This window comes from Marinibaculum pumilum (assembly GCF_042646425.1).
Classification (GTDB): domain Bacteria; phylum Pseudomonadota; class Alphaproteobacteria; order Ferrovibrionales; family Ferrovibrionaceae; genus Marinibaculum; species Marinibaculum pumilum.
Genome location: NZ_JBHRTR010000004.1, coordinates 60265 through 81126 on the forward strand (window position 1 = coordinate 60265; position 20862 = coordinate 81126).

Annotated in this window: 20 protein-coding genes; 10 read left to right on the plus strand and 10 right to left on the minus strand. The window is 71.3% G+C overall.

Features of this window, described 5'->3' with window-relative positions; all coding sequences use genetic code 11:
- Window positions 1-96 precede the first annotated feature (96 nt).
- Window positions 97-1116 carry an NAD(P)H-dependent flavin oxidoreductase gene (locus ACFOGJ_RS00735; RefSeq protein WP_379897468.1) on the plus strand — a complete coding sequence of 340 codons (1020 nt, stop codon included), beginning with the start codon at window positions 97-99 and terminating at the stop codon, window positions 1114-1116.
- Between the two features lie 7 nt (window positions 1117-1123).
- The gene (locus ACFOGJ_RS00740) at window positions 1124-1999 is read left to right on the plus strand and encodes an NAD(P)H-binding protein (RefSeq protein WP_379897469.1); all 876 of its coding nucleotides are present in this window, start codon (window positions 1124-1126) and stop codon (window positions 1997-1999) included.
- Here ACFOGJ_RS00740 and ACFOGJ_RS00745 read toward each other — a convergent pair.
- Window positions 1996-3087, minus strand: coding sequence for a DUF1835 domain-containing protein (locus ACFOGJ_RS00745; protein ID WP_379897470.1), 1092 nt, complete (start codon window positions 3085-3087; stop codon window positions 1996-1998). The two genes, ACFOGJ_RS00740 and ACFOGJ_RS00745, sit on opposite strands and share 4 nt — an antisense overlap.
- Window positions 3088-3203: 116 nt before the next feature.
- On the minus strand, window positions 3204-4202 hold the full coding sequence (locus ACFOGJ_RS00750) for a YihY/virulence factor BrkB family protein (protein ID WP_379897471.1): 999 nt from the start codon (window positions 4200-4202) through the stop codon (window positions 3204-3206).
- Window positions 4203-4317: 115 nt separating this feature from the next.
- On the opposite strand from ACFOGJ_RS00750, the gene ACFOGJ_RS00755 reads away from it, so the two are divergent.
- Both ACFOGJ_RS00755 and ACFOGJ_RS00760 read left to right on the plus strand, forming a co-directional pair.
- Entirely contained in the window at window positions 4318-5565 is a 1248-nt protein-coding gene (locus tag ACFOGJ_RS00755) for a putative 2OG-Fe(II) oxygenase (protein WP_379897472.1), read from the plus strand.
- A gap of 34 nt (window positions 5566-5599) precedes the next feature.
- Window positions 5600-7399 (plus strand): class I SAM-dependent methyltransferase, encoded by a 1800-nt coding sequence (locus tag ACFOGJ_RS00760; RefSeq protein ID WP_379897473.1) that lies wholly within the window; start codon window positions 5600-5602, stop codon window positions 7397-7399.
- Window positions 7400-7408: 9 nt separating this feature from the next.
- Here the strand turns inward: ACFOGJ_RS00760 and ACFOGJ_RS00765 are convergent, their stop codons facing one another.
- The 6 genes from ACFOGJ_RS00765 to ACFOGJ_RS00790 form a co-directional block, all read right to left on the minus strand.
- Window positions 7409-7873 (minus strand): ArsI/CadI family heavy metal resistance metalloenzyme, encoded by a 465-nt coding sequence (locus ACFOGJ_RS00765; RefSeq protein WP_379897474.1) that lies wholly within the window; start codon window positions 7871-7873, stop codon window positions 7409-7411.
- Window positions 7870-8241: an ArsR/SmtB family transcription factor gene (locus ACFOGJ_RS00770; protein ID WP_379897475.1), complete on the minus strand. Its 372-nt coding sequence runs from the start codon at window positions 8239-8241 to the stop codon at window positions 7870-7872. Before ACFOGJ_RS00770 ends, ACFOGJ_RS00765 begins: the two co-directional genes overlap by 4 nt.
- Window positions 8242-8272: 31 nt before the next feature.
- The gene (locus tag ACFOGJ_RS00775) at window positions 8273-9460 is read right to left on the minus strand and encodes an MFS transporter (RefSeq protein WP_379897476.1); all 1188 of its coding nucleotides are present in this window, start codon (window positions 9458-9460) and stop codon (window positions 8273-8275) included.
- Between the two features lie 193 nt (window positions 9461-9653).
- A complete protein-coding gene (locus ACFOGJ_RS00780; RefSeq protein ID WP_379897477.1) occupies window positions 9654-9848 on the minus strand; it encodes a hypothetical protein in 195 nt (64 codons plus the stop codon).
- 147 nt (window positions 9849-9995) lie between these two features.
- Complete coding sequence (locus tag ACFOGJ_RS00785; RefSeq protein ID WP_379897478.1) at window positions 9996-10502, minus strand: arsinothricin resistance N-acetyltransferase ArsN1 family B; 507 nt, start codon at window positions 10500-10502, stop codon at window positions 9996-9998.
- Between the two features lie 60 nt (window positions 10503-10562).
- Window positions 10563-11936 (minus strand): MBL fold metallo-hydrolase, encoded by a 1374-nt coding sequence (locus ACFOGJ_RS00790; RefSeq protein ID WP_379897479.1) that lies wholly within the window; start codon window positions 11934-11936, stop codon window positions 10563-10565.
- Between the two features lie 164 nt (window positions 11937-12100).
- Between ACFOGJ_RS00790 and ACFOGJ_RS00795 the strand changes: the two genes are divergently transcribed.
- Window positions 12101-12622, plus strand: a complete 522-nt coding sequence (locus ACFOGJ_RS00795) for a DUF1993 domain-containing protein (RefSeq protein WP_379897480.1) — start codon at window positions 12101-12103, stop codon at window positions 12620-12622.
- A 61-nt stretch (window positions 12623-12683) separates the two neighbouring features.
- Window positions 12684-13805, plus strand: a complete 1122-nt coding sequence (locus ACFOGJ_RS00800) for an aromatic ring-hydroxylating oxygenase subunit alpha (protein ID WP_379897481.1) — start codon at window positions 12684-12686, stop codon at window positions 13803-13805.
- A 9-nt stretch (window positions 13806-13814) separates the two neighbouring features.
- Here the strand turns inward: ACFOGJ_RS00800 and ACFOGJ_RS00805 are convergent, their stop codons facing one another.
- On the minus strand, window positions 13815-15197 hold the full coding sequence (locus tag ACFOGJ_RS00805) for an aminotransferase-like domain-containing protein (RefSeq protein ID WP_379897482.1): 1383 nt from the start codon (window positions 15195-15197) through the stop codon (window positions 13815-13817).
- A gap of 95 nt (window positions 15198-15292) precedes the next feature.
- Between ACFOGJ_RS00805 and ACFOGJ_RS00810 the strand changes: the two genes are divergently transcribed.
- The 3 genes from ACFOGJ_RS00810 (at window position 15293) to ACFOGJ_RS00820 (ending at window position 16576) form a co-directional block, all read left to right on the plus strand.
- Entirely contained in the window at window positions 15293-15895 is a 603-nt protein-coding gene (locus tag ACFOGJ_RS00810; RefSeq protein ID WP_379897483.1) for a LysE family translocator, read from the plus strand.
- 128 nt (window positions 15896-16023) lie between these two features.
- Window positions 16024-16269, plus strand: coding sequence for a type II toxin-antitoxin system ParD family antitoxin (locus ACFOGJ_RS00815; protein ID WP_379897484.1), 246 nt, complete (start codon window positions 16024-16026; stop codon window positions 16267-16269).
- Complete coding sequence (locus ACFOGJ_RS00820; RefSeq protein WP_379897485.1) at window positions 16256-16576, plus strand: type II toxin-antitoxin system RelE/ParE family toxin; 321 nt, start codon at window positions 16256-16258, stop codon at window positions 16574-16576. Before ACFOGJ_RS00815 ends, ACFOGJ_RS00820 begins: the two co-directional genes overlap by 14 nt.
- Before the next feature lie 573 nt (window positions 16577-17149).
- Here the strand turns inward: ACFOGJ_RS00820 and thiC are convergent.
- A complete protein-coding gene (thiC, locus tag ACFOGJ_RS00825) occupies window positions 17150-19015 on the minus strand; it encodes a phosphomethylpyrimidine synthase ThiC (protein ID WP_379897486.1) in 1866 nt (621 codons plus the stop codon).
- 429 nt (window positions 19016-19444) lie between these two features.
- Here thiC and ACFOGJ_RS00830 point away from each other — a divergent pair, with 429 nt between their 5' ends.
- Entirely contained in the window at window positions 19445-20785 is a 1341-nt protein-coding gene (locus ACFOGJ_RS00830) for a tetratricopeptide repeat protein (protein ID WP_379897487.1), read from the plus strand.
- Window positions 20786-20862: the final 77 nt, after the last annotated feature.

A 20862-nucleotide genomic window follows, 5' to 3' on the forward strand; every position in this document is an offset into this window, starting at 1 on the left:
GCACTCTCGGTCAAGTCCGTGCGGCCGCAGGCGCGACGGCAGCCGGGGGGCGGCGGAGACTGGCGGTTCCAGCAACACCCAACCCGGGAGGACAGGATGACCGTCTCGCTCGCCACCAGGCTGACCGAACGCTACGGCCTCGATACGCCGATCGCACAGGCCGGAATGGCCTTTGCCGGCATGACGCCGCCGCTCGGCGTGGCGGTCAGCGAGGCCGGCGCCATGGGCTCCATCGCCGGGGTCGGCATCATCCCGCCGGAAGGGGTCGAGCAGCTCGTCTCCGCCTTCCAGGCGGCCACGAAGCGGCCGTTCCACGTCAATTTCATCACCTGCTACACCACCGATGCGCATATCGAGGTTATGGCCCGGCTGAAGCCGGCCGCGGTCTCCTTCCACTGGGGGCATCCGGGCAAGGCCTGGATCGAGCAGCTCCACGGCGCCGGCATCGACGTCTGGGAGCAGGTCGGCTCTGTTGCCGATGCGCAGGCCGCCGCGGCCGGCGGGGTCGACGTGGTGGTCGCGCAGGGGGTGGATGCCGGCGGCCACAACTACGGCACCGCCGGCACCATGGCCCTGGTGCCGTCGATCGTCGACGCGGTCGGTGCCGGCACCATGGTCCTGGCCTCCGGCGGCATCGCCGACGGCCGCGGCCTGGCTGCGGCGCTGATGCTGGGCGCCGACGGTGCCTGGATCGGCACCCGCTTCGTCGCCACCCGCGAGGCATCGGTGGCGGACGAATACAAGGACCGGCTGGTCGCCGCCGGCGCCGGCGACACCCTGCGCACCCACCTGTTCGGCCGCCACCATCCGGAATTCAACCCGATCCGGGTGCTGCGCAACCGGGTCGTCTCGGAATGGGATGCGCGGGTGGCGGAGGTGCCGGCCGACAATTCCGGCGAGGCGCTGGTCGGCCAGATGGACCTGCTGGGCCAGCCGACGGAACTGCGGAAGTTCACGAACATGGTGCCGATGGCCGGCGCCACCGGCGATTTCGAGGAACTGCCCCTGCTGGCCGGCGAAGGGGTCGGGCTGATCCGCGACCTGCCTGGCGCGGCGGAGGTGGTCGCCCGCCTGACCGCGGAGGCGAAGGCCGCGATCGCGGCGCGGGCGGGCTGAGCGGGCCATGGCCCGGATCCTGGTCACCGGCGCCACCGGCCAGGTCGGCGCGGCGCTGCTGCCGCTGCTGGTCGGCCGCGGCGATGCGGTGCGGGCGCAGACCCGGCGGCCGGAGCGGGCGGCCGGCCTGGCCGCGCAGGGTGCGGAACCGGTGGTCGCCGATCTGCGGGCGCCGGAAAGCCTGACGGAACATCTGGCCTGGGCGGAGGCGCTGTTCCTGCTGACCGCCGATGCGCCCGACCAGGATGCCGTGGAGGCGGGGCTGATCGCCGCCGCCGCGGCCGCCGGCCGGCCGCATGTGGTGAAGCTGTCGGCACAGTCTGCCGGGCTGCAGCCGCCGCGCAGCTTCGGCATCCTGCACCGCCGGGCGGAACAGGCGCTGGCGGATTCCGGTCTGCCATGGACAATGCTGCGGCCGACCTTCTTCCAGCAGTCGCTGCTGCTGTTCGCCGGCGACATCGCCGCGAAGGGGAAGTTCGTCGCCCCCGCCGGGCGCGGGCGGATCGCCATGGTGGATGTGGCGGATATCGCCGCCGCCGCTGCGGCGGTGCTGGGCGTATCCGACCATCACGGCCGCATCCATATCCTGACCGGGCCGGTGGCGGTCAGCCTGCCGGAGGTGGCGGGCATGCTGTCCGCCATGCTGGGCCGGAAGATCGGCTTCACCAGCCCGCCGGCCTTCGTGGCGTGCCTGGTGCTGCCGCTCGTCACTGGCATGCCGCGCTGGCAGTCGAACCTGGTGGTCGACCTGTTCCAGGCGTTGAAGGCCGGCGCGCAGGCCGAGGTGCTGCCCGACCTGCCGGACCTGACCGGCCACCCGGCCGGCGACGTGGAGGGATTCCTGCGGCGGCACCTCGACCGTTTCGGCGGCGCGGCCGGCTAACCTCCGGGCGCTGCCGCCGCGGCCAGCACCGGGCGTTCGAATTCGGGGTTCCAGCGCCACTGCCGGGCCGTTCCGCCGGCCGGATCGGCCGCGGCGATCTCCACCCCGCCGACCCAGCGCTCGCGGGGGCCGCAAAGCAGCCAGTCGTTCCGCCCGTCCAGCAGGGCCTGCCCGGTTTCCGTCAGGGTCAGGCTGCGCTGCGGCCATGGCGTGCCTGCGGGCGCGGTCTGGCGGAACGGCGGGCGGGCGGCCGCCGACATCTGCGCCAGCATGTGCCAGAACATCAGGTCGCCCATGAAGGGCATCGGCTCCCGCCGGTTGTGGATCTCCCGGAACAGGGCCGCGCCGGAGCGCGGCCCGTCGGTCAGGACCTCCAGCACCAGCCGCTGGCTCAGGCTCAGGCCGTCTCCGGTCCAGGGCAGTTCCTGCAGATGGCGCAGGATCGCGCCGGCCATCTGCGGCAGTTCCGGTGTCCCGCCATGGGCCAAAGCATGCAGCCCCAGCGGCGAGGGCTCCTGCAATGCGGCCCAGACGGCACAGCCGAGGTCGATCATGTCCGCATCGACCGGCACCCGCTGCGGCCAGAGGCTGCGGAGCTGCGCCGGGTCGAGCTGCCCCAGGCCGACGAAGCGCTGCACGCCGGGAAAGCTGTCGATGCAGATCAGCGACAGTTCCGTCGCCGCGGGCAGTTCGGACAGTTCCGCCAGAATCCGGGCGAGAATCAGCTGGTCGTGACTGTCGTGTTCGAACCACAGCACGACGCGGGGGAATTCTCCCGCACGGCGCAGGCCCGTCAGTTCCTTGCGCAGGCGGTCCTGCAGGTCGGCCTCCGGATCGCCCGTGGCAGCGGCCAGGAAGGCGGCGCGCTGGTGCAGCAGGGAGCCGCTGTTGCGCACCGGACCCAGGCAGTAGGGATCGGAGAATTCGAGGAAGGCGCCGCCGAATCCGGCACGGCGCAGGCCGCCGCGGATGTCGGAGCCGCAGCGGATATGCAGGGTCCTGGTTCCGCCGTCAACGGTCCTGACCGGATTGGCGTCGGGCCGGTCGGTTTTCGACGCGGCGGGCCTGGGTTGGCCGGCGCCGTTCATGCCGGGTGGCCCCGGCGCCACGGTTGCGGAAACTGGCTATGCATCGGCAGGTCCTGTTCGATTTTGGTGCAGTGCAGCCACACACCGCCAAGCGAAGCAGAAACCGTGCCGCGTGTTCAGCCTTTGCCGTCGCCGGTGGCGACATGGTCGGCAACCCAGGCCTCGCGCCGTCCCATCGGCCGGTCGCGGCCGACCGTAGTGTCCTCCGCGGTCTCGAATTCCGCCTCCGCGTTCAGCGCGCCGCCCAGCAGCAGCGCATAGGCGCTGAGCCAGAACCAGGTGAGCAGCGCGGCGACGGCGCCGAGGGTGCCGTAGGTCTGGTTGTAGCTGCCGAAGAACGCCACATAGATCGAAAAGCCGAGCGAGAAGAGCAGCCACAGCAGGGTGGCGGCGAGGGCGCCGGGGCTGAGCCAGCGCATCTTGGCGCTGCGGCGGCTGGGGCCGAAGCGGTACAGCGCGCCGACGGCGAAGAGCACCACCGCCAGCAGCACCAGCCAGGGCAATACGGTGACCAGCAGCTCGCCCAGCCGGCCCAGCTGCAGCAGGTCGAGGACAATCGGTACGCCGACGATGACACCGAGGGAGAGCAGCCCGACCGCCATGACGCCGAGGGTGAACAGGATCGCCGTGCCGTAGAAGCGGATCAGCCCGCGCTTCTCCCGTTCGCGATAGGTCGCGTTCAGCGCCGACATGGTCGCGCGAAGGCCGGCCCCCGCGCTCCACAGGGCGATGGCCAGGGAGAGCAGGCCGCCGACCCCGAGGCTGGAATTCTGCGCCCCCGAGACCCGCTGCATGTGGCGCTCCAGCAGGGTCCAGCCCTCGTCCGGCAGGAACGGCTGCAGCAGCGCGGCATGCTGCTGCACGCCCCCGGGTTCGGCGATGATGCCGTAGAACGAGATGAACGCCGTCAGGGCCGGAAAGACCGACAGCATCGCGAAGAAGCCGATGCCGGCCGCCAGCACGGCAAGATTCTCGCGCTGGTTGGCGGCGACCAGCCGCCTCGCGATCCGCCACCAGCCGCCGATGGTGATCGCGGTGGGGCTGTCCGCCTGCTGCGACCTGTGGTCCCGCTGCGGCGCGGTTTCGACCTGGGGCTTGACGCTGGATGCGCTCATGGTCTCTGAAACACGGATGTTCCGCTGCGGTTCCGGTGACAGGGCGGCATGCGGAGGCGGCGGCATCCGGACGGAGATGGGCGGACGGAGATGGGCGGACGGAGATGGAAGGGCCATGGTGATCGGGCTACAGGCGGCGCAGGCCGGCCTGCAACAGGGCGAGGAGCTGCTGCGTCGTGGCCGCAACGCGGAAGCGGCCGACCTGGCGCGGCGCGCCGTGGTCGCCATGCCCGGCGAGCCGCGCGCCCACTACCTGCTGGGCATGTCCCTGGCGCGCCAAGCCGCCGGCCAGCCGGACCTGAGGGACGAGGCGGCGTCCGCCTTCCAGGCGGTGCTGGACCGCGCGCCCGGCCATCCCGGCACCCTGCTGCATCTGGGCCTGCTGCTGGCGGAGAACGGGCGGGAGGCCGACAGCCTGCCGGTGCTCGACCGCTTCCTGGCGGGCCAGCCGGCGCATCCGCGGGCGCGCGTGGCGCGGGCCAACGCGCTGCAGCATCTGGGCCGGGTCGCGGACAGCCTGCCCGACTACGAGGCGGCGCTGGCGCAGGACCCGAAGCTGCGGGCCGCCCGCTCCAACTACCTGCTGGCGCTGTTGAAGGCCCGCCGGGTCGAGCCGGCGATGGCGCAGGGCCGCATGCTGCTGGAGGGGCATCCCGGCGATATCCGCGCGCTGGCCCTCTATGCCACGGCCGCGAGCGCGGCCGGCGCGGCGGATGTCTACGAGCATCTGGTGCGTCCCGACGACTGGCCGCGGGCGGCGACCCCGTTCGGCGCGGCGGGGCCGGAGCGCGACGCGCTGCACGAGCAGCTGATCGCCGACATCCGCAACCATCCGACCTTTACCCGCGAATGGGACGAGAACCGCCGCGCGATCCGTGGCGGCGCGGTTGCGCTGGACCTGCTGCAATCGCCGACCGAGACGGTACTGCGCTTCGAGGCGGCGATCCGCGCGGCGGTGGACGGGCTGATCGACAGCCTGGCGACCGACCCGGCCGATCCCTGGCGGTTCCGGCGGCCGAAGAGCTACGACTTCGTGATGTGGGGCAATATCCTGGACGGCCCCAGCCACCAGAGCTCCCACATCCACAATCTGGGCTGGCTGAGCGGCGTCTACTACGTCGCGATTCCGGACAGCATCGCCGCGGCGGACCCGGACCATGGCGGCTGGATCGAGTTCGGCCGTCCGGGCTACGGCCTGCCGGAGGACCTGGTTGCGCCGGAGCATTACCGCCTGCACCTGCCGGAGGTCGGCCGCGCGTTCTTCTTCCCCTCCCACTACTGGCACGGCACCCGGCCCTATCGCGGCACGGGGGAGCGGATCAGCATCGCCTACGACGTGCATGTGACCGAATGGCAGTCGTGACCGAAGGCATCGCGGCCGGCATGGCCTGCGCGGCATGACGGCGAAGAGGCACGGCCCTGCGAAGGCGCCGCCGCTGCGGATCGTGCTGGCGCGTGCGGCTGCGGCCGAGCGCGCCGGACGCGTGGCGGAGGCGGTGACCCATCTGGCCGGGCTGTCGGACGAAGCGCGCCGCAGCGCGGATGCCGCGCCGGTGGCCGCCCGGGTGCTGGACCGCGCTGGCCGGACCCTCGAGGCGCTGGACTATCACTGTGCGGCCTGGCAGGCGGCGCCGCTGGACCGCCGGCTGCGCCAGGCCCTCGCGACGGCTCTGGGCCGGGTGCAGCCGCCCTTCCCGGCGCCGGAGCTGGAGGCCGCCCTGCTGGACCTGGCGGCGGCGCGCGATGTGGAGATCCCGGCCACCGCGCCCCTGGGCATGCTGCAGAGCCGCTCGCCCTGGCGGGCGGCGCTGTCCGCCGCGGCGGAAGGCCGGGACGCCGACCTGCTGCGACTGGCCGGCAGGCCGGCACCGGCCGGGTTCGCCGACGACGGTTTCGTCCTCGGCGTGATGGAGCATCTTTCGCTGCCGGGGGAAGGGGCCGAACGGCTGCTGACCGGGCTGCGCCGGGCCGCGCTGCTGGCGGCCGATGCGGCGGAGGAAGCGGCGGAGGAAGCGGCGCTGCCGCCGCTGCGCCTGCTGGCCGCGCTCGCCCTGCAGGCCTGGTGGGCGGAGTATTGCTGGGCCGAGACGCCCGTGGAACTGGCCGCGCTGGAGCGGCTCGGGGCCGGCACGGCCGGCGAAATGCCGCTGCGCGCCTGTCTGCGGGCGCTCTACCGGGTGCCGGAGGTTCTGCCCGCGGCGGCGGAAGACGACGAACTGGCGCTGCTCCGCCGCGCCTGCCTGGAGGAGCCGGCGGCGGAGGCGGCGCTGGCCGCCGGCCTGCCGTGCCTGACCGGGGTGGCGGACGCGACCTCCCGCGCGGTGCAGGCGCAGTACGAGGAGAATCCCTATCCGCGCTGGCAGGGCCTGCGCCGGCAGAAGGCGCGGCCGCTGGCCGATGTGGTGACCGGCCTGTTCCCCTGGGTGAAGCCGAAATCGCTGCCGCGGGGGGCGGAACGCCCGCGGATCCTGGTCGCCGGCTGCGGCACCGGTGCGCATGCCGCCAAGGTCGCGGCGCGCTACCGCCAGGCCGATGTCCTGGCGGTCGACCTCAGTGCGCGGGCGCTGGGCTATGGGGTGCGCCGGGCATCCGAACTCGGTGCCGGCAACCTGCGCTTCGCGGTCGCCGACATCCTGGAGCTGGGGGTGCTGGAAGAGCGCTTCCACCTGATCGAATGTTCGGGCGTGCTGCACCACCTGGCCGACCCGCTGGCGGGTTGGCGGGTGCTGCGGGGCCTGCTGCGGCCGCGCGGGCTGATGAAGATCGGCCTCTATGCGACCGCCGGCCGGCGGGAGATCCAGGCCGCGCGCGACTTCGTGGCCGCCGGCGGCTACCCGGCCGACGCCGCGGGGATGCGCCGTGCCCGCGCCGACCTGCTGGCCCTGCCGTCGGACGCCCCGGCGCGGCAGGTCGCGCGGGAGCTGGACTTCTATGCGGCCAGCACCTGCCGCGACCTCCTGTTCCACGTGCAGGAGGTCGCGATCGACATCCCGCAGCTGGCCGCCTGGCTGGCGGCGCTGGACCTGGAATTCATCGGCTTCGAGATCGCCGACCCCGCCTTGTCGCGGCGCTTCCGCCAGGCCTTCCCGGCCGCCGGGGCGGCCGGCGACCTGGAGGCCTGGCGGCGCTTCGAGGAGATCGAGCCCGCGGCTTTCCGCACCATGTACCAGTTCTGGTGCCGGCCGCGGGATGGCTGATCCCGGCGCCTATTCGGCTGCCGGCACGCAGCAGGCGCGGGGCACCCCCGCCGTTTCGCGGACCTCGTCCGGGCTGCGCATCGTCTCGGTCAGCAGGTCGTCGCCATAGACCGTGCTTTCGCCGCTGGTGAAGAAGGTCTCCCAGGCGATCCCCTGGGGGTCGAAGACCCAGCTTTTCTCCGACTTTGCATAGCAGCAGGTGGTCTCGCCCTGCGGCACCACGCGGCCGCCGGTCGTGTCGAGCCGGCCCTGCACGTCGCGCAGTTCCTCCCGGCTCTCGGCCTGGATGCCCAGATGGTCCAGGCCCGGCGCCCGGCCGCGGGCGGAGAGGGCGAAATTCACCCGCGGATCGTCCAGCATCCACTTCGCATAGTCGGGCTTGCGGACCGTCGGGTCGGCACCGAACAGTCCGGCATAGAAGGCAATGGAGGCATCGAGATCCTGGACGTCCAGGCTGATGTGAAGGCGCTTCATGATCTGTCTCCGCAGGCGGGTTGGCAGTGGGTGGTGCAGTCGGGGCGAAGGAAGCGGTCGAGCAGGGCGTTGCACTGCTCCGCCGGCCCGCCGCAGCAATCCTTCATCAGGAAGCCGAGCAGGGCGCGGATGCCGTCGAAATCGGGCGCGTAGATTACCGAGCGCCCTTCCCGCCGGGCACGGGTCAGCCCGGCCCGTGACAGCTGCCCCAGCTGGCTGGACAGCGTGTTGTGCGGCACGTCCATGCGGCGGGCGATCTCCCCCGCCGGCAGGCCGTCGGGGCCGCATGTGACCAGCAGCCGGAACAGCCGCAGGCGGCTTTCCTGCGACAGGGCGGCGAGGGCGTCGAGGGCATCTGTTTCGTCCATATGTCGAAGATCGTCGACATATGGACGAATGTCAAGTGGCCGCCGCCTGCCGCCGGCCCGGCCGCATCAGGACCAGCAGGGCGGCGCCGGCGTTCAACGCCATGCACAGCACCAGCCCGGGCTCGTAGGCGCCGGCCAGGTCGCGCAGCAGGCCCTGCAGGCCGGGTCCGAAGGCATAGGTGAACTGTGCGATGGCGGTGACCATGCCGACGACCAGGGCATAGGCGGCCGGCGGATATTCCACCTGTACGATCAGCGCCGGCAGGGTGATGATATTGCCGACGTTCAGGCCGTAGAGGATGCAGGCGCCATAGAGGGCGAGCGCATCGCCGCTGGCCAGCATGATGCCGAGCGCGGCGATCTGCAGGGCGAAGGAGGCGGCGGTGACGGCGCGCTTGTCGAGCCGGTCGATCACCAGGCCCAGGGCGAGCCGTCCGGCGACCGCGGAGCCGGTGGTCAGCGCCACCGCCAGCGCGACCTGCGCGGCGCCGATCCGCCCTTCCAGAAACGCCACCTGGTGGGTCAGGAAGCCGACCTGCTGCAACAGCACGATGGCGAAGGGGGCGGCGACGCTCCAGAAGGCGAGGCTGCGCAGAAGCGGACCGCGCGCCGGCGGCGACACGGGTCCGGCCGCCTGCCCGGACAGAGGCGGGATCTCGCCGTCATGCGCCGGCGGCAGGTCGGCATGGCCCTGACGCCCCGGCGCCAGGCTGACCCAGAGCAGCGGTACCAGCAGCAGTGCCATCGCACCGGCCACCGCAGGCACCGCGGTCGCGAAGCCGGCCTCCCGGCTGAGCAGCAGGAGGACGGGGGAGACCGCCACGCCGGCGAAGCTGGCACCGTTCAGCGCCAGCGACAGTGCCAGCCCGCGCCGCCGGTCGAAGCTGTGCGCCAGGATCGTGGCGATGCCGGTGGTGCTCATCACCGCCCAGCCGAAGGCCATCACCGCATAGGCCGCGAACAGCTGCCACAGCGCGGTGAGGAAGGGCAGGGCGCCGGCCCCGGCCGCCATGCAGGCCAGGCCTGCCAGCACCGGCAGGCGCAGTCCGAAGCGGGCGAAGGCGGTGCCCGCGAACCACATCAACCCCGCCCCGGCCAGGTAATAGAAGGTCGTGCCGGCGGAGATCGCGCCGGTGCTCCAGCCGGGATGCGCGGCCTTCAGCTGCGGCAGGAACACCGCCAGTCCGTAGAAGCCGAGCCCCCAGGCGAAGGTCGCCATCAGGAAGCAGACGAAGACGAGGAACCAGGGGTTGCGCAGGACGGTCTCCCTTCGGGGCGGCAGGGGGCGAGCATGACGCCGCGCGGTCGTGCGGCAAGCACGATCGCTTCGACGGCTGTCGCAGCCGGGTGCGCCAGGATAGTGGTGGCGCCGGTCGCGGCGCGCGGAATCCGGACCCGGTCAGGTCGCCGCCCTATCCGTTCCCGCCATCACTGTCATCACTGCCATCGCCACCCTTGCGCCGCCCCCAGGCGGCCCCGAGCGCCACGCCGAGCCCCAGGCCGATCGCCAGGCCTATGGGGATGTCGTCCATCGCCACGCCAAGGGCGCTGCCCAGCCCGGCGCCGATCGCAATGCCGATGCCGATCGAGCTTGAGTCGGTCCTCATCGTTGCCGCCTTCCGCTGCACGCCGGGCCCGGCGTTGGTGCACAGCGTTCCGGCAGGCGGCAAGCGGAGCGGGGCAGGATCGTCGGCCCTGCACCCGGGACCGGTGACGGTCGCCGCCGCATGCACCAACGTTCCGACCCGGCCGGCTCAACCGTCCAGCAGCCGCTGCCACCAGCCGACATCGTGCCAGCGGTCGAACTTGAAACCGACCTCGCGGTAGATGCCGACGGGGGTGAAGCCGACCGCCTCGTGCAGGGCGACGCTGCCGGGGTTCGGCAGGGCGATGCCGGCGAAGGCGGCATGGAAGCCGCGCTCCGCCAGAGCCGGGAGCAAGGCCCGGTAGAGCGCCTGCCCGACACCCTGTCGTCGCGCGTCCGCCGCCACATAGACGGTGACGTCGACCGAGCGGGCATAGGCGGCCCGGGTGCGATGCTGGCTGCCATAGGCGAAGCCGAGCGGCCGGCCCTCTGCCTCCGCCACCAGATAGGGATGGGTCGGCAGGAGGGTCTCGATCCGCCCGGTCATCTCCGACAGGGTCGGTGGCCGGGCCTCGAACGAGATCGCCGTCGTTTCGACGATCGGAGCATAGATATCGAGGAGACCGGCCGCATCGGCCGGCGTCGCGCTGCGGATGGCTGGCGGCGGTATCGACATGCCGTCAATCGTAGCGGAGTGCCGGGCCGAGGGCGATTCCCCGGCGCAGCGGCCCGGCCCTCAGCCCCCGCCGGGCCCGCTCTCGACCTCGCCCTGCCGGCTGCGCCAGGCGCCCATCGAGCCCAGGAAGACGTCGACATCCTCGAAGCCGTTGGCCTTCAGCCATCCGGCAGCCACCGTCGCCCGCGCGCCTGAGGCGCACATGGTGGTGATTCGCCGCTCGGGGTCGAGCCGATCCGCCTGATCCGGCAATCGGCCGACATAGGCATGGACCGCGCCGGGGATATGGCCCTCCGTCCATTCGTCGATGTCGCGCACGTCCAGCAGGGTCCAGTCGCCGGCATTGCGCCGCCGCCGGCGGGCGACCTCCGCGGCGCCCACCACCGGCAGGTGGCCGAAGGCCTGGCCGCCGGCAGTGGCCGTGACCAGCCCGTCGAAATAGCCGGCGACCCGGTCGAAGCCGATCCGGCCCAGCCGGCGCGTGGCTTCCGCCGCCTGGCCGCCATCGTCGGCCACCAGAACGATCTCCGCCTCCGCCTCCAGGTACCAGCCCGCGAAGGCCGACAGCATGCCGACCGGCAGGCAGAGGGAACCCGGCCAGTGCGCGCCCTGGAAGGCGTTGACCGGACGCACGTCCACCACCGGCCCGTCATGGGCGGCGACCGCCGCGGCGGTGCATGGCGCCGGTGTCCCGGCCGGTCCGCTGTCCGCGGCACCCGCGATGTTGATCCGCTCCATCGCCCGGAAATAGGGCGGGTACTGGTGGTGTTCGCTGGTCTTGGCGCGGACAAACGTCTGCCGGTCGAGCTGCAGGCGCGGATTGTTCAGGCGCTCATGGCCGATGGTGGAGAACTCGCGGTCGGCCATGCCGGAACCGCAGACCGATCCGGCGCCATGCGCCGGGTAGATGATCGCCTGGTCGCCGAGCGCCAGCAGCTTCTGCAGGGAATCGAACAGCAGGGCGGCGACCTTCTCCGCCTCGTCCGGGTAGAAGTCTGTGCGGCCGACATCGCCCACGAACAGGGCATCGCCGGTGAAGACGCCGACATGGCCGTGCGGGCTGTCGCGGTCCTCGATCGCATAGGCCATGTGGTCGTAGGTGTGGCCCGGTGTCTCGATCGCGTGCAGCCGCAACGGTCCGGCTTCCACCGCCTCGCCGTCGCGGATCGTTTGCGCCCAGGCGATCGGCGCCTCCGGGTTCGGGCCGTGATGGACGGTCGCGCCGGTCATCTTCGCCAGGACCGGCGCACCGCTGACCAGGTCCTCGTTCCGGTGCGTCTCCAGGATATGGACGATGCGCGCGCCGCGGGACCGGGCGATCTCGACATAGACCTCGCAGTCGCGGCGGGGGTCCACGACGACCGCCTCGCCATCGGCGCCCAGGATGTAGGACAGATGCGCAAGGCCTTCGGACTTGACGGTTTCCAGAAACATGGGGTGCCCTTTCGTTCGGCTTTCCCCTCCAACATCGCCGCCGTCCCGACGGTTCCGGATCAGGGCCTGCGCGAACGCAGCGGCGCGAAAGGCCAAGAACTGGCAGACTTCGTCCGGGCCGGCAGCGGCCGGCCCCAGATCAATCATTCGGGCGGATCGGCACCATGGCGCTTTCACTCTACGACATCAGCATCCCCTCCTACCTGCAGGGCCTGGGGGCGGTGGCCGGCTTCCTGGAAAAGGGCCGCGCCCACTGCACGGAGCAGGGCGAGGATTCCGAGGCGCTGGTGGCGACCGCGATCCATGACGACATGCTGCCGCTGCGCTTCCAGCTGGGCTCCGTGCGCCAGCATTCGCTGGGCACCATCGAGGGGATCCGTTCGGGCCGCTTCGCACCCTGGCCGATGTCCGCCATGCCGGACAGCTTCGCCGGCCTGCAGGAGATGATCGCCGAGGCGGCGGCGGCGCTGGAGGCCGTCGACCGTGCGGAGATCGACGCGCTGGAGGGCGGCCGCCTGGTGTTCGAGGTGCAGGGGCGGGAGCTGCCGTTCTCGGCGGAGAACTTCGTGCTCTCCTTCTCCCTGCCGAACTTCTATTTCCACGCCGCCACCGCCTACGACATCCTGCGGATGAAGGGTGTGCCGCTGGGCAAGCGCGACTTCATGGGCCGCATGCGCATGGGGTGAGCGGCAGGGGCGGGCGGGTCGAGGCCGCCCCGGCAAGAAGGAAACTGGAAGGGAGGAGGCGATGAACGCCCTGCTGGACGATCGAGCCGTGGCCGCGCGGGTGCTGGCCCATGTGGAAAAGCGCAGCACCGACCTGGGCGAAACGGTCTGGCGCGAGCCGGTGGAGAACTACCGCTCCGAGGCGCGGCTGCAGGCGGAGATGGCGCTGCTGCGCCGCCTGCCGGTGCCGTTCTGCCCCGCCGCCGCGCTGGGCGGGGAGGGCGCCTTCGTGGCGCGGCCGGCGGCCGGCGTGCCGATCGTCGCGGTGCGCGGTCGCGACGGGCAGGTTCGCGCCTTCCGCAATGCCTGCCGCCATCGCGGGATGCCGGTGGCCGACGGTCGCGGCTGCACAAAGACCTTCGTCTGCCGCTATCACGGCTGGGGCTACGGCCTGGATGGCAGCCTGCGACATGTGCCGCACGAGGAAGGCTTTCCCGGCCTGGACAGGGGCAGCCACGGCCTGGTGCCGGTGCATGCGGAGGAACGGTCCGGCCTTGTCTTCGTCACCCAGGACGGTGCGGAGGAAGCGCCGGCGGACCTGCCGCCGATCCTGGCGCCCGGCCAGATGCTGTTCGACAGCGCCGAGCGCGAGGTGGCGGCGAACTGGAAGATCTTCGCGGAGAGCTTCCTGGAGGGCTATCACATCCGCCCGACCCACCGGGAGAGCTTCTACCCCTACGGCTTCGACAACCTGAACGTGATCGAGGCGTTCGGCCGCAACAGCCGGGTCACCTTCCCGTTCCGCCGCATCGCCAGGCTGGCCGAGGTGCCGGAGGCGGAGCGCCGGATCGACGGCCTGCTGACCTATGTCTACCACCTGTTCCCGAACGTGCTGGTGGCGGTGCTGTCGCGGCACACCATGGTGGTGGTGCTGGAGCCGCTGTCGACGGACCGCACCCGCATGGTCACCTACGGCCTGACCAACCCGCCGGCGGAAGGCGAGGATGACGAGCCGGAGCGGCTGCGGGCGGAGGCGGCGCGCGACGCCGCCTTCGCCGATATCGGCGGGCAGGAGGATCGCGACGTCACCTGCGCCATCCAGCGCGGCCTGTCGAGCGGCGCCAACGACCATTTCACCTTCGGCCGCTTCGAAGGCGCGATCGTGCATTTCCACCGCGTGCTGGATGCGGCGCTGATGGGCTGAGCGGGCGTTTCACACCAGCGCCCGGCCTGCCGGCGAGGCGTCCACCGATCGCTCCCGCAGGACGGCGAGCTGGTCAATCGCCGCTTGCAGGCTCTCGACGGCGGGGCTGCCCAGGCAGATCCGCAGACCTGTGGTTGCCGTCGTGTCGTCACCTGCGGCCGTCATGCTGTCGGGATCGCCGAGCAGCAGGCCGGCCGTCATTGCCGCCTCCCGCAGCCGTCTGGCGGCCGGTGCCGGCATGGGCAGCCAGAGATGGAAGCCCGGCCGCGCCGGGGCCGGCAGGTCCAGCGCGGCGGCGGCCAGGCCGGTGCGGTGCGCCGCCTCCCGCCGGACGGCGGCGCAGACCCCGTCGGCGGTGCCGTCCAGCAGCCAACGCTCCATGATCAGGCAGGACAGGGGGGCCGCCATGGTGCAGCTGGCCTGGAGCGCGGCGAGGCAGGCGCCGAGCATCGGCTGCGGTGCAAGCAGCGCGCCGATGCGCAGGCCCGGGCTGAGGCATTTCGACAGGCCGGTGACGTGGAGCACCCGTTCCGGCGCCAGCGCCGCCAGCGGCGGCGGCGCGTCCGGCGCCAGGGCGCCATAGACATCGTCCTCGACGATCGTCAGGTCATGCCGGCGGCAGAGGACGGCGATCTCGCGCCGACGGGCGGCGCCCATCGTCGCGGCCGTCGGGTTGTGCAGGGTTGGGGTGAGATAGAGCACCGGCTTCGGACCGCGGCCTGCCAGCGCGGCGAGGCGGTCGCGCAGCCCGTCCGGGCGCAGGCCCTGGCCGTCCACCGGCAGGCCGTGCAGCGGCCAGCCGTTCAGCCGCGCCAGCAGGACGGCGCCGGGATAGGTCAACGCCTCGGTCAGCAGCGGCGTGCCCGGCGGGCAGGAGGCGGCGAGCGCGATCGACAGGGCGTGCTGTGCGCCGTTGCACAGCAGCAGCCGGTCAGCATCGACGGCGAACCGCCCGGCGCCCAGCCACCGCGCCAGGGCGGCGCGATGTCCTGCTGATCCGGCCGGCGGCATGTAGGTGCCGAACCGCGCTGCGTCCAGGCGCTTCGCCAGGTCGGTCAGGGTGGCCGACAACAGGCGGTCGCTCAGCGCCAGCGGCGGCACGTTGGTGGCGAGGTCGACCATCTCGCGCGCGTGCGGCGGCGCATCGGCGACGAAGGTCGCCCGGCCGCGCATGCTCGCGACCAGGCCGCGGCGCTCCAGCTGGCGATAGGCCTTGGTCACCGTGGCGACCGCGATGCCCAGCCGCCAGGCGAGGTCGCGGTGGGCGGGCAGCCGCGCACCGGCGGGCAGCCGGCCGGCGACGATATCTTCCTCCAGCGCCGCGACCAGCCGTTCCGAGGCGGAGCCGTCGATATCGGCGAGGCGGGCCGTCCAGGGCGAGGTCAGGCGCATTGCCAATCCGCAAAAGTGTCATAGGACGCAAACGGTATGGCTGATAAAGTGTCCTAATTCTATCGTGCGGGCAAATGCTGACGCTGGAGCCGCCGATGACCCCGGAACTGTTGCTGGCATTTGCCGGCTATGCCTTCGCCACCTCGATCACACCGGGACCGAACAACGTGATGCTGCTGGCGTCTGGTGCCAATTTCGGCCTGGACCGCAGCCTGCCGCATATGGCCGGGATCAACCTGGGCTTCGGCGCGATGGTGCTGGCGATCGGGCTTGGCGCGGAGGCGTTGTTCGCGGCTTTTCCGGCGCTGGATATCGTGCTGCGGCTGGCCGGCGGCGGATACCTGCTCTGGCTTGCCTGGCGGATCGCAAATGCGGCGCCGCCGGAGACGGCCGGGCGGTCCGCGCCGCGACCGCTCTCCTTCCTGGGTGCCGCCGCCTTCCAGTGGGTTAACCCGAAGGCTTGGCTGATGGCGATGGGTGCTGTGACCGCCTACCTGCCGGCGACGGCTGAAGGCTGGCCCTGGCTGGCTGTGCTGGTGGCGCTGTTCATGCTGGTGAACGCGCCTTGCCTGGCAGTCTGGACGGTTGCCGGGACGGCTGTCAGTCGCCTGTTGGGGCGGTCGATCCGGTTCCGCATCTTCAACCTCGCCATGGCCCTGCTGCTCTGCCTGTCGCTTCTGCCGATGGTGCTTGAGTGAAGGCGGCCTGCCGCCGGCGGTCCGGTGGAGGGCGCCACCGGCCTTTGGGTGAGATTTTGGCAGACTTTGGCAACATTGCTGGCGAATTTTGCTATCTCATGGCAGGCTGTTCTGAACCGGAGGTGCCGATGGCGACCATGAATGTTTCCCTGCCGGAGCAGATGAAGGCCTGGGTCGAGCGTCAGGCGGAAGGCGGCCACTACGGCAATGCGAGCGACTATATCCGCGACCTGATCCGGAAGGATCAGGAGCGGAAGCAGGCCCTCGCCGCCCTGCAAGCCGCGATCACCGACGGGGTCGAGAGCGGCAAACCGCAACCCTTCGACGCGGAGGCGTTCAAGTTGCGGATGCGCGAACGGCATGTCGTCCGGTGACGGCGCGGGTTACCGGCTCACGCCCCGCGCAGTCCCGGATCTCGACGCGGCCTGGCGGTTCTCGGCGGAGAATTTGGGGATCGCGCAGGCGGACCGGCATATCGACGATCTTGTCCGGGTATTCGACCTGATCGCCGAAATGCCGACCCTGGCGCCGGAGCGGGGCGCCTTCGAACCGCCCGTCCGCATCCACGTGCACGGCAGCCACCTGGTCGTGTATCGCACGAGCGGCGGCCCTGTCTCGATCCTTCGCGTGCTGGGCGGGCAGCAGGACTGGCTCTCGATTTTGAGAATGGCCGATCTTTGATGCCGGTCCTGCGTGACGCTCGGGCCTGTCGCGGGGTTCGCTGCGCCGGCATCAACGCAACGCCGTCATGCAGCGTCGGCGCCCGTCACCAGGGCCTGGCCCGATGGTGTCCGCTCTAATTCGCCACGCTTCGGATCCTGCCGCCTGCCTTGCCTGCAATCGTCACCCGCGGACCCAGTGTTCCGCATCATCTGGCCGCGGGTCCATCGTGCCGCTGCCCAACGGAATGCAGGGCTGGCCGCTCATATTGAGGGCGGCTCTACGATGGACTGCCGGAACAAGTCCGGCAGTGACGACTGTTAGAGAACGTCATCGGGTTCGCATTCCCTGTCGGCCGATTGCAGCAGAACGTCAGCGGCACCGTCGCTTTGCGCACCAACCCTTCTCGCCCAAGGTGAAGCACCACCCACCCCGCCGTCATCCCAGGGCCTGACCCTGGGATCCCAACGCCGGCGTCGACGGAACGCCGGCATGCAGCATCGCTGTCCCGTCACGATCCCAGGGTCAGGCCCTGGGATGACGGATCAGGCGGGGGGTGCGGCACCAGTTGCGGCGCGACACCGCCCAGCTCCATCACTCCGCCGCCGGCTTGTCGACCTCCGTGTAGATCTCGCCGCCGCCGGCCCGGAATTCCGCGGCCTTCTCCGCCATGCCCTGTTCCGCCTCGGCAACCGCCTGTTCGCCGAATGGGGCCGAGTTGGACCGGGCATGCGCCCGCACCTCGTGGCTGATCTGCATGGAGCAGAACTTCGGCCCGCACATGGAGCAGAAATGCGCCACCTTGTGCGCCTCCTTCGGCAGGGTGCGGTCGTGAAAGTCGCGCGCCGTCTCCGGGTCCAGGGAGAGGTTGAACTGGTCCTCCCAGCGGAACTCGAAGCGCGCCCGGCTCAGGGCGTCGTCGCGCGCCTGCGCGGCGGGATGGCCCTTCGCCAGGTCGGCGGCATGGGCGGCGATCTTGTATGCCACCATGCCGGTCTTCACGTCGTTGCGGTCGGGCAGGCCCAGATGCTCCTTCGGGGTGACGTAGCAGAGCATCGCGGTGCCGAACCAGCCGATCATGCCGGCGCCGATGGCCGATGTGATGTGGTCGTAGCCCGGCGCGATGTCGGTGGTCAGCGGGCCCAGGGTGTAGAACGGCGCCTCGCCGCAGGTCGCCAGCTGCTTGTCCATGTTGGCCTTGATCTTGTGCATCGGCACATGGCCGGGGCCTTCGATCATCACCTGCACGTCCTGGTCCCAGGCCACCTTCGTCAACTCGCCCAGGGTCTCCAGCTCCGCGAACTGGGCGGCGTCGTTGGCATCGGCGATGGAGCCGGGGCGCAGCCCGTCGCCCAGGGAGAAAGAGATGTCGTAGGCCGCCATGATCTCGCAGATCTCGGCGAAGCGGGTGTAGAGGAAGCTCTCCCGGTGATGCGCCAGGCACCACTTCGCCATGATCGAGCCGCCGCGGGAGACGATGCCGGTGACCCGCTCCGCAGTCAGCGGGATGTAGGGCAGGCGCACGCCGGCGTGGATGGTGAAATAGTCCACCCCCTGCTCCGCCTGCTCGATCAGGGTGTCGCGATAGACTTCCCAGGTCAGCTCCTCGGCGATGCCGCCGACTTTCTCCAGCGCCTGGTAGATCGGCACCGTGCCGATCGGCACCGGGCTGTTGCGCAGGATCCATTCGCGGGTGGTGTGGATGTTCCGCCCGGTCGACAGGTCCATCACCGTGTCGGCGCCCCAGCGGATCGCCCAGACCATCTTGTCGACTTCCTCCGCCACCGAGGAGGTGACGGCGGAATTGCCGATATTGGCGTTCACCTTCACCAGGAAGTTGCGGCCGATGATCATCGGCTCCGCCTCCGGATGGTTGATGTTCGCCGGGATGATGGCGCGGCCGCGGGCGATCTCGTCGCGGACGAATTCCGAGGTCACCTGGTCGGGGATCTCTGCTCCGAAGGCTTCGCCGTCGCGCGCCTTGGCGGCGGCTTCTGCGCGGCCGAGATTCTCCCGGATCGCCACGAACTCCATCTCCGGCGTGACAATGCCGGCGCGCGCATAGGCGAGCTGGCTGACCCGGCGGCCCGGCTTCGCCCGGCGCGGGGTGGGGCAGGCGGCGAAGACCGGGGCGGCATGGCTGTCACCCACGTTTCCGTTGTCGACCGGCAGGACCGGGCGGCCGGCATAGCTTTCGGTGTCGCCGCGGGCGGCGATCCAGCCCTCCCGCAGGCGCGGCAGGCCGGCGGCGATGTCGATCCGCACCTCCGGGTCGGTATAGGGGCCGGAGGTGTCGTAGACCCGCAGCGGCGGCTCCTCGGCGGTCGGGTGCAGGTCGATCTCGCGGAACGGCACCCGGACGCCGTCCTGCGCGCCGTCCACCCAGACCTTGCGCGAGGCGGGCAGGGCGCCGGTGGTGACGGCGATGTCGGTGGCGGCTTTGCTGTCTGTGGCAGACATCTGGATCTCCTTTGCGTGGCGGTCAGGAGATCCGGGCGGATTGAGCGGGGGGAGAAAGGGTGCGGTTCTGGCGCACGCGGTTCCTGTCCCTTCGCCGGCATGACCCGGATCAGGTTCCCGGAGCCGCCCCGGCCTGCCGTGCATGCCGTGGCGCCTCCTGAGGGTCACCGCGTTGCCGGTACCCGCCATGTGGGCGGGATCGGCCGTCGGTCTCTCAGCCCCCTATCGGGACTCCCCTCGGAACGGGGGGAAGGTGGCGCGAAAGCGGTGCCGGGTCAATCGGCATCGATCTGTGACGGAACGCACAGACACCATGTGACATGAGGTTAGGATGCAACCTGTACTTGAAGTCGCGTTCCGTTCACCCTGCCGGCCAGCGGTCGCCGGTCCTGCCGATGATCGGGGCGCCATCGCGTCAGGAGAAGAACCATGTCACTCGTCGATCGTTTCGGCGCCCCCGTCTCCACCGACCGCCGCGCCTCCGTGGAGGCGCTGGACAAGGCGGCCCACCTGCTGCTCGGCTATTTCCAGGATCCGCTCTGGGAGATCGAGGCGGCGCTGGCCGAGGATCCGGACTTCGTGATGGGGCACTGCTTCCGCGCCGGCCTGCACCTGATCTCCAGCGAGAAGGCGGCGGTGCCGGTGCTGGAAGAGGAGCTGCGGGAGCTGGAGCGCCTGCGCGACCGCGCCAACGACCGCGAGCGCGGCCATATGGCGGCGATCCGCGCCTGGCTGGCGGAGGATTTCCACGGCGCGTCGGAGGCCTATGGCCGGGTCCTGTTCGACTGCCCGCGCGACCTGATCGCCCTGCAGCTGGCCCATCAGTGCGACTTCTTTCTGGGCCAGTCCGGCATGCTGCGCGACCGGGTCGCCCGGGTGCTGCCGGACTGGAGCGCAGACGATGCCGACTACGGCTTCCTGCAGGGCATGTATGCCTTCGGCCTGGAGGAATGCGGCCAGTACGAGCGGGCCGAGGCGATGGGGCGGGAGGCAGTTGCGCGCAACCCGGCCGATGCCTGGGCCGTGCATGCGGTCGCCCATGTGATGGAGATGCAGGGCCGGCCGGAGGACGGCATCGGCTGGATGAGCGAGGGCGCGGCCCGCTGGTCGCCGGGCAACATGTTCGCCTATCACAACTGGTGGCACCTGGCGCTCTACCACCTGGAGCGGCAGGAGGATGCCCGTGCGCTGGAACTGTACGACAGCGTGATCCGGCCGGTGCGCTCCGAGGTGGCGCTGGAGATGGTGGACGCCGCCTCCCTGCTGTGGCGGCTGCATCTGCGCGGCGTGGATGTCGGCGGGCGCTGGACGGAGCTGGCGGAGATCTACGAAGGCATGGCCGTCGACGCCTACTACCCGTTCAACGACATGCACGCGATGATGGCCTTCATCGCGACGGGGCGCGGCGACGACGCCCGCCGGCTGGTCACCGCCCTGCAGCAGAAGGCGGGCGAGGGCACGTCGAGCACTCGACTGATCCGCGATGTCGGCCTGCCCGTGGTCACCGCCCTGCAGGCCTTCGAAGAGGCGGACTTCGAGCGGTCGGCGCGGATCCTGCTGGAGGTTCGCAAGCGGGCGCAGGCGTTCGGCGGCAGCCATGCGCAGCGCGACATCCTGACCCTGACCCTGCTGGAGGCGGCGCGCCGCGGCGGCGACCAGGCGATGGTGCGCGGCCTGCTGAACGAGCGCGAGGCGGAGAAGGGGGCCAGCCCCTGGGTGACGGCGCAGCGCGGCAGGCAGGCGGCGGCGCCGATGGCCCTGGCCTGCTGACCGCCGCCGCGACCACAAGGGGGGCGCCCGGGGGCGGCGCCAGATGGGGCGCCAGCCGCTGCCCGGCGGCTGGCGCC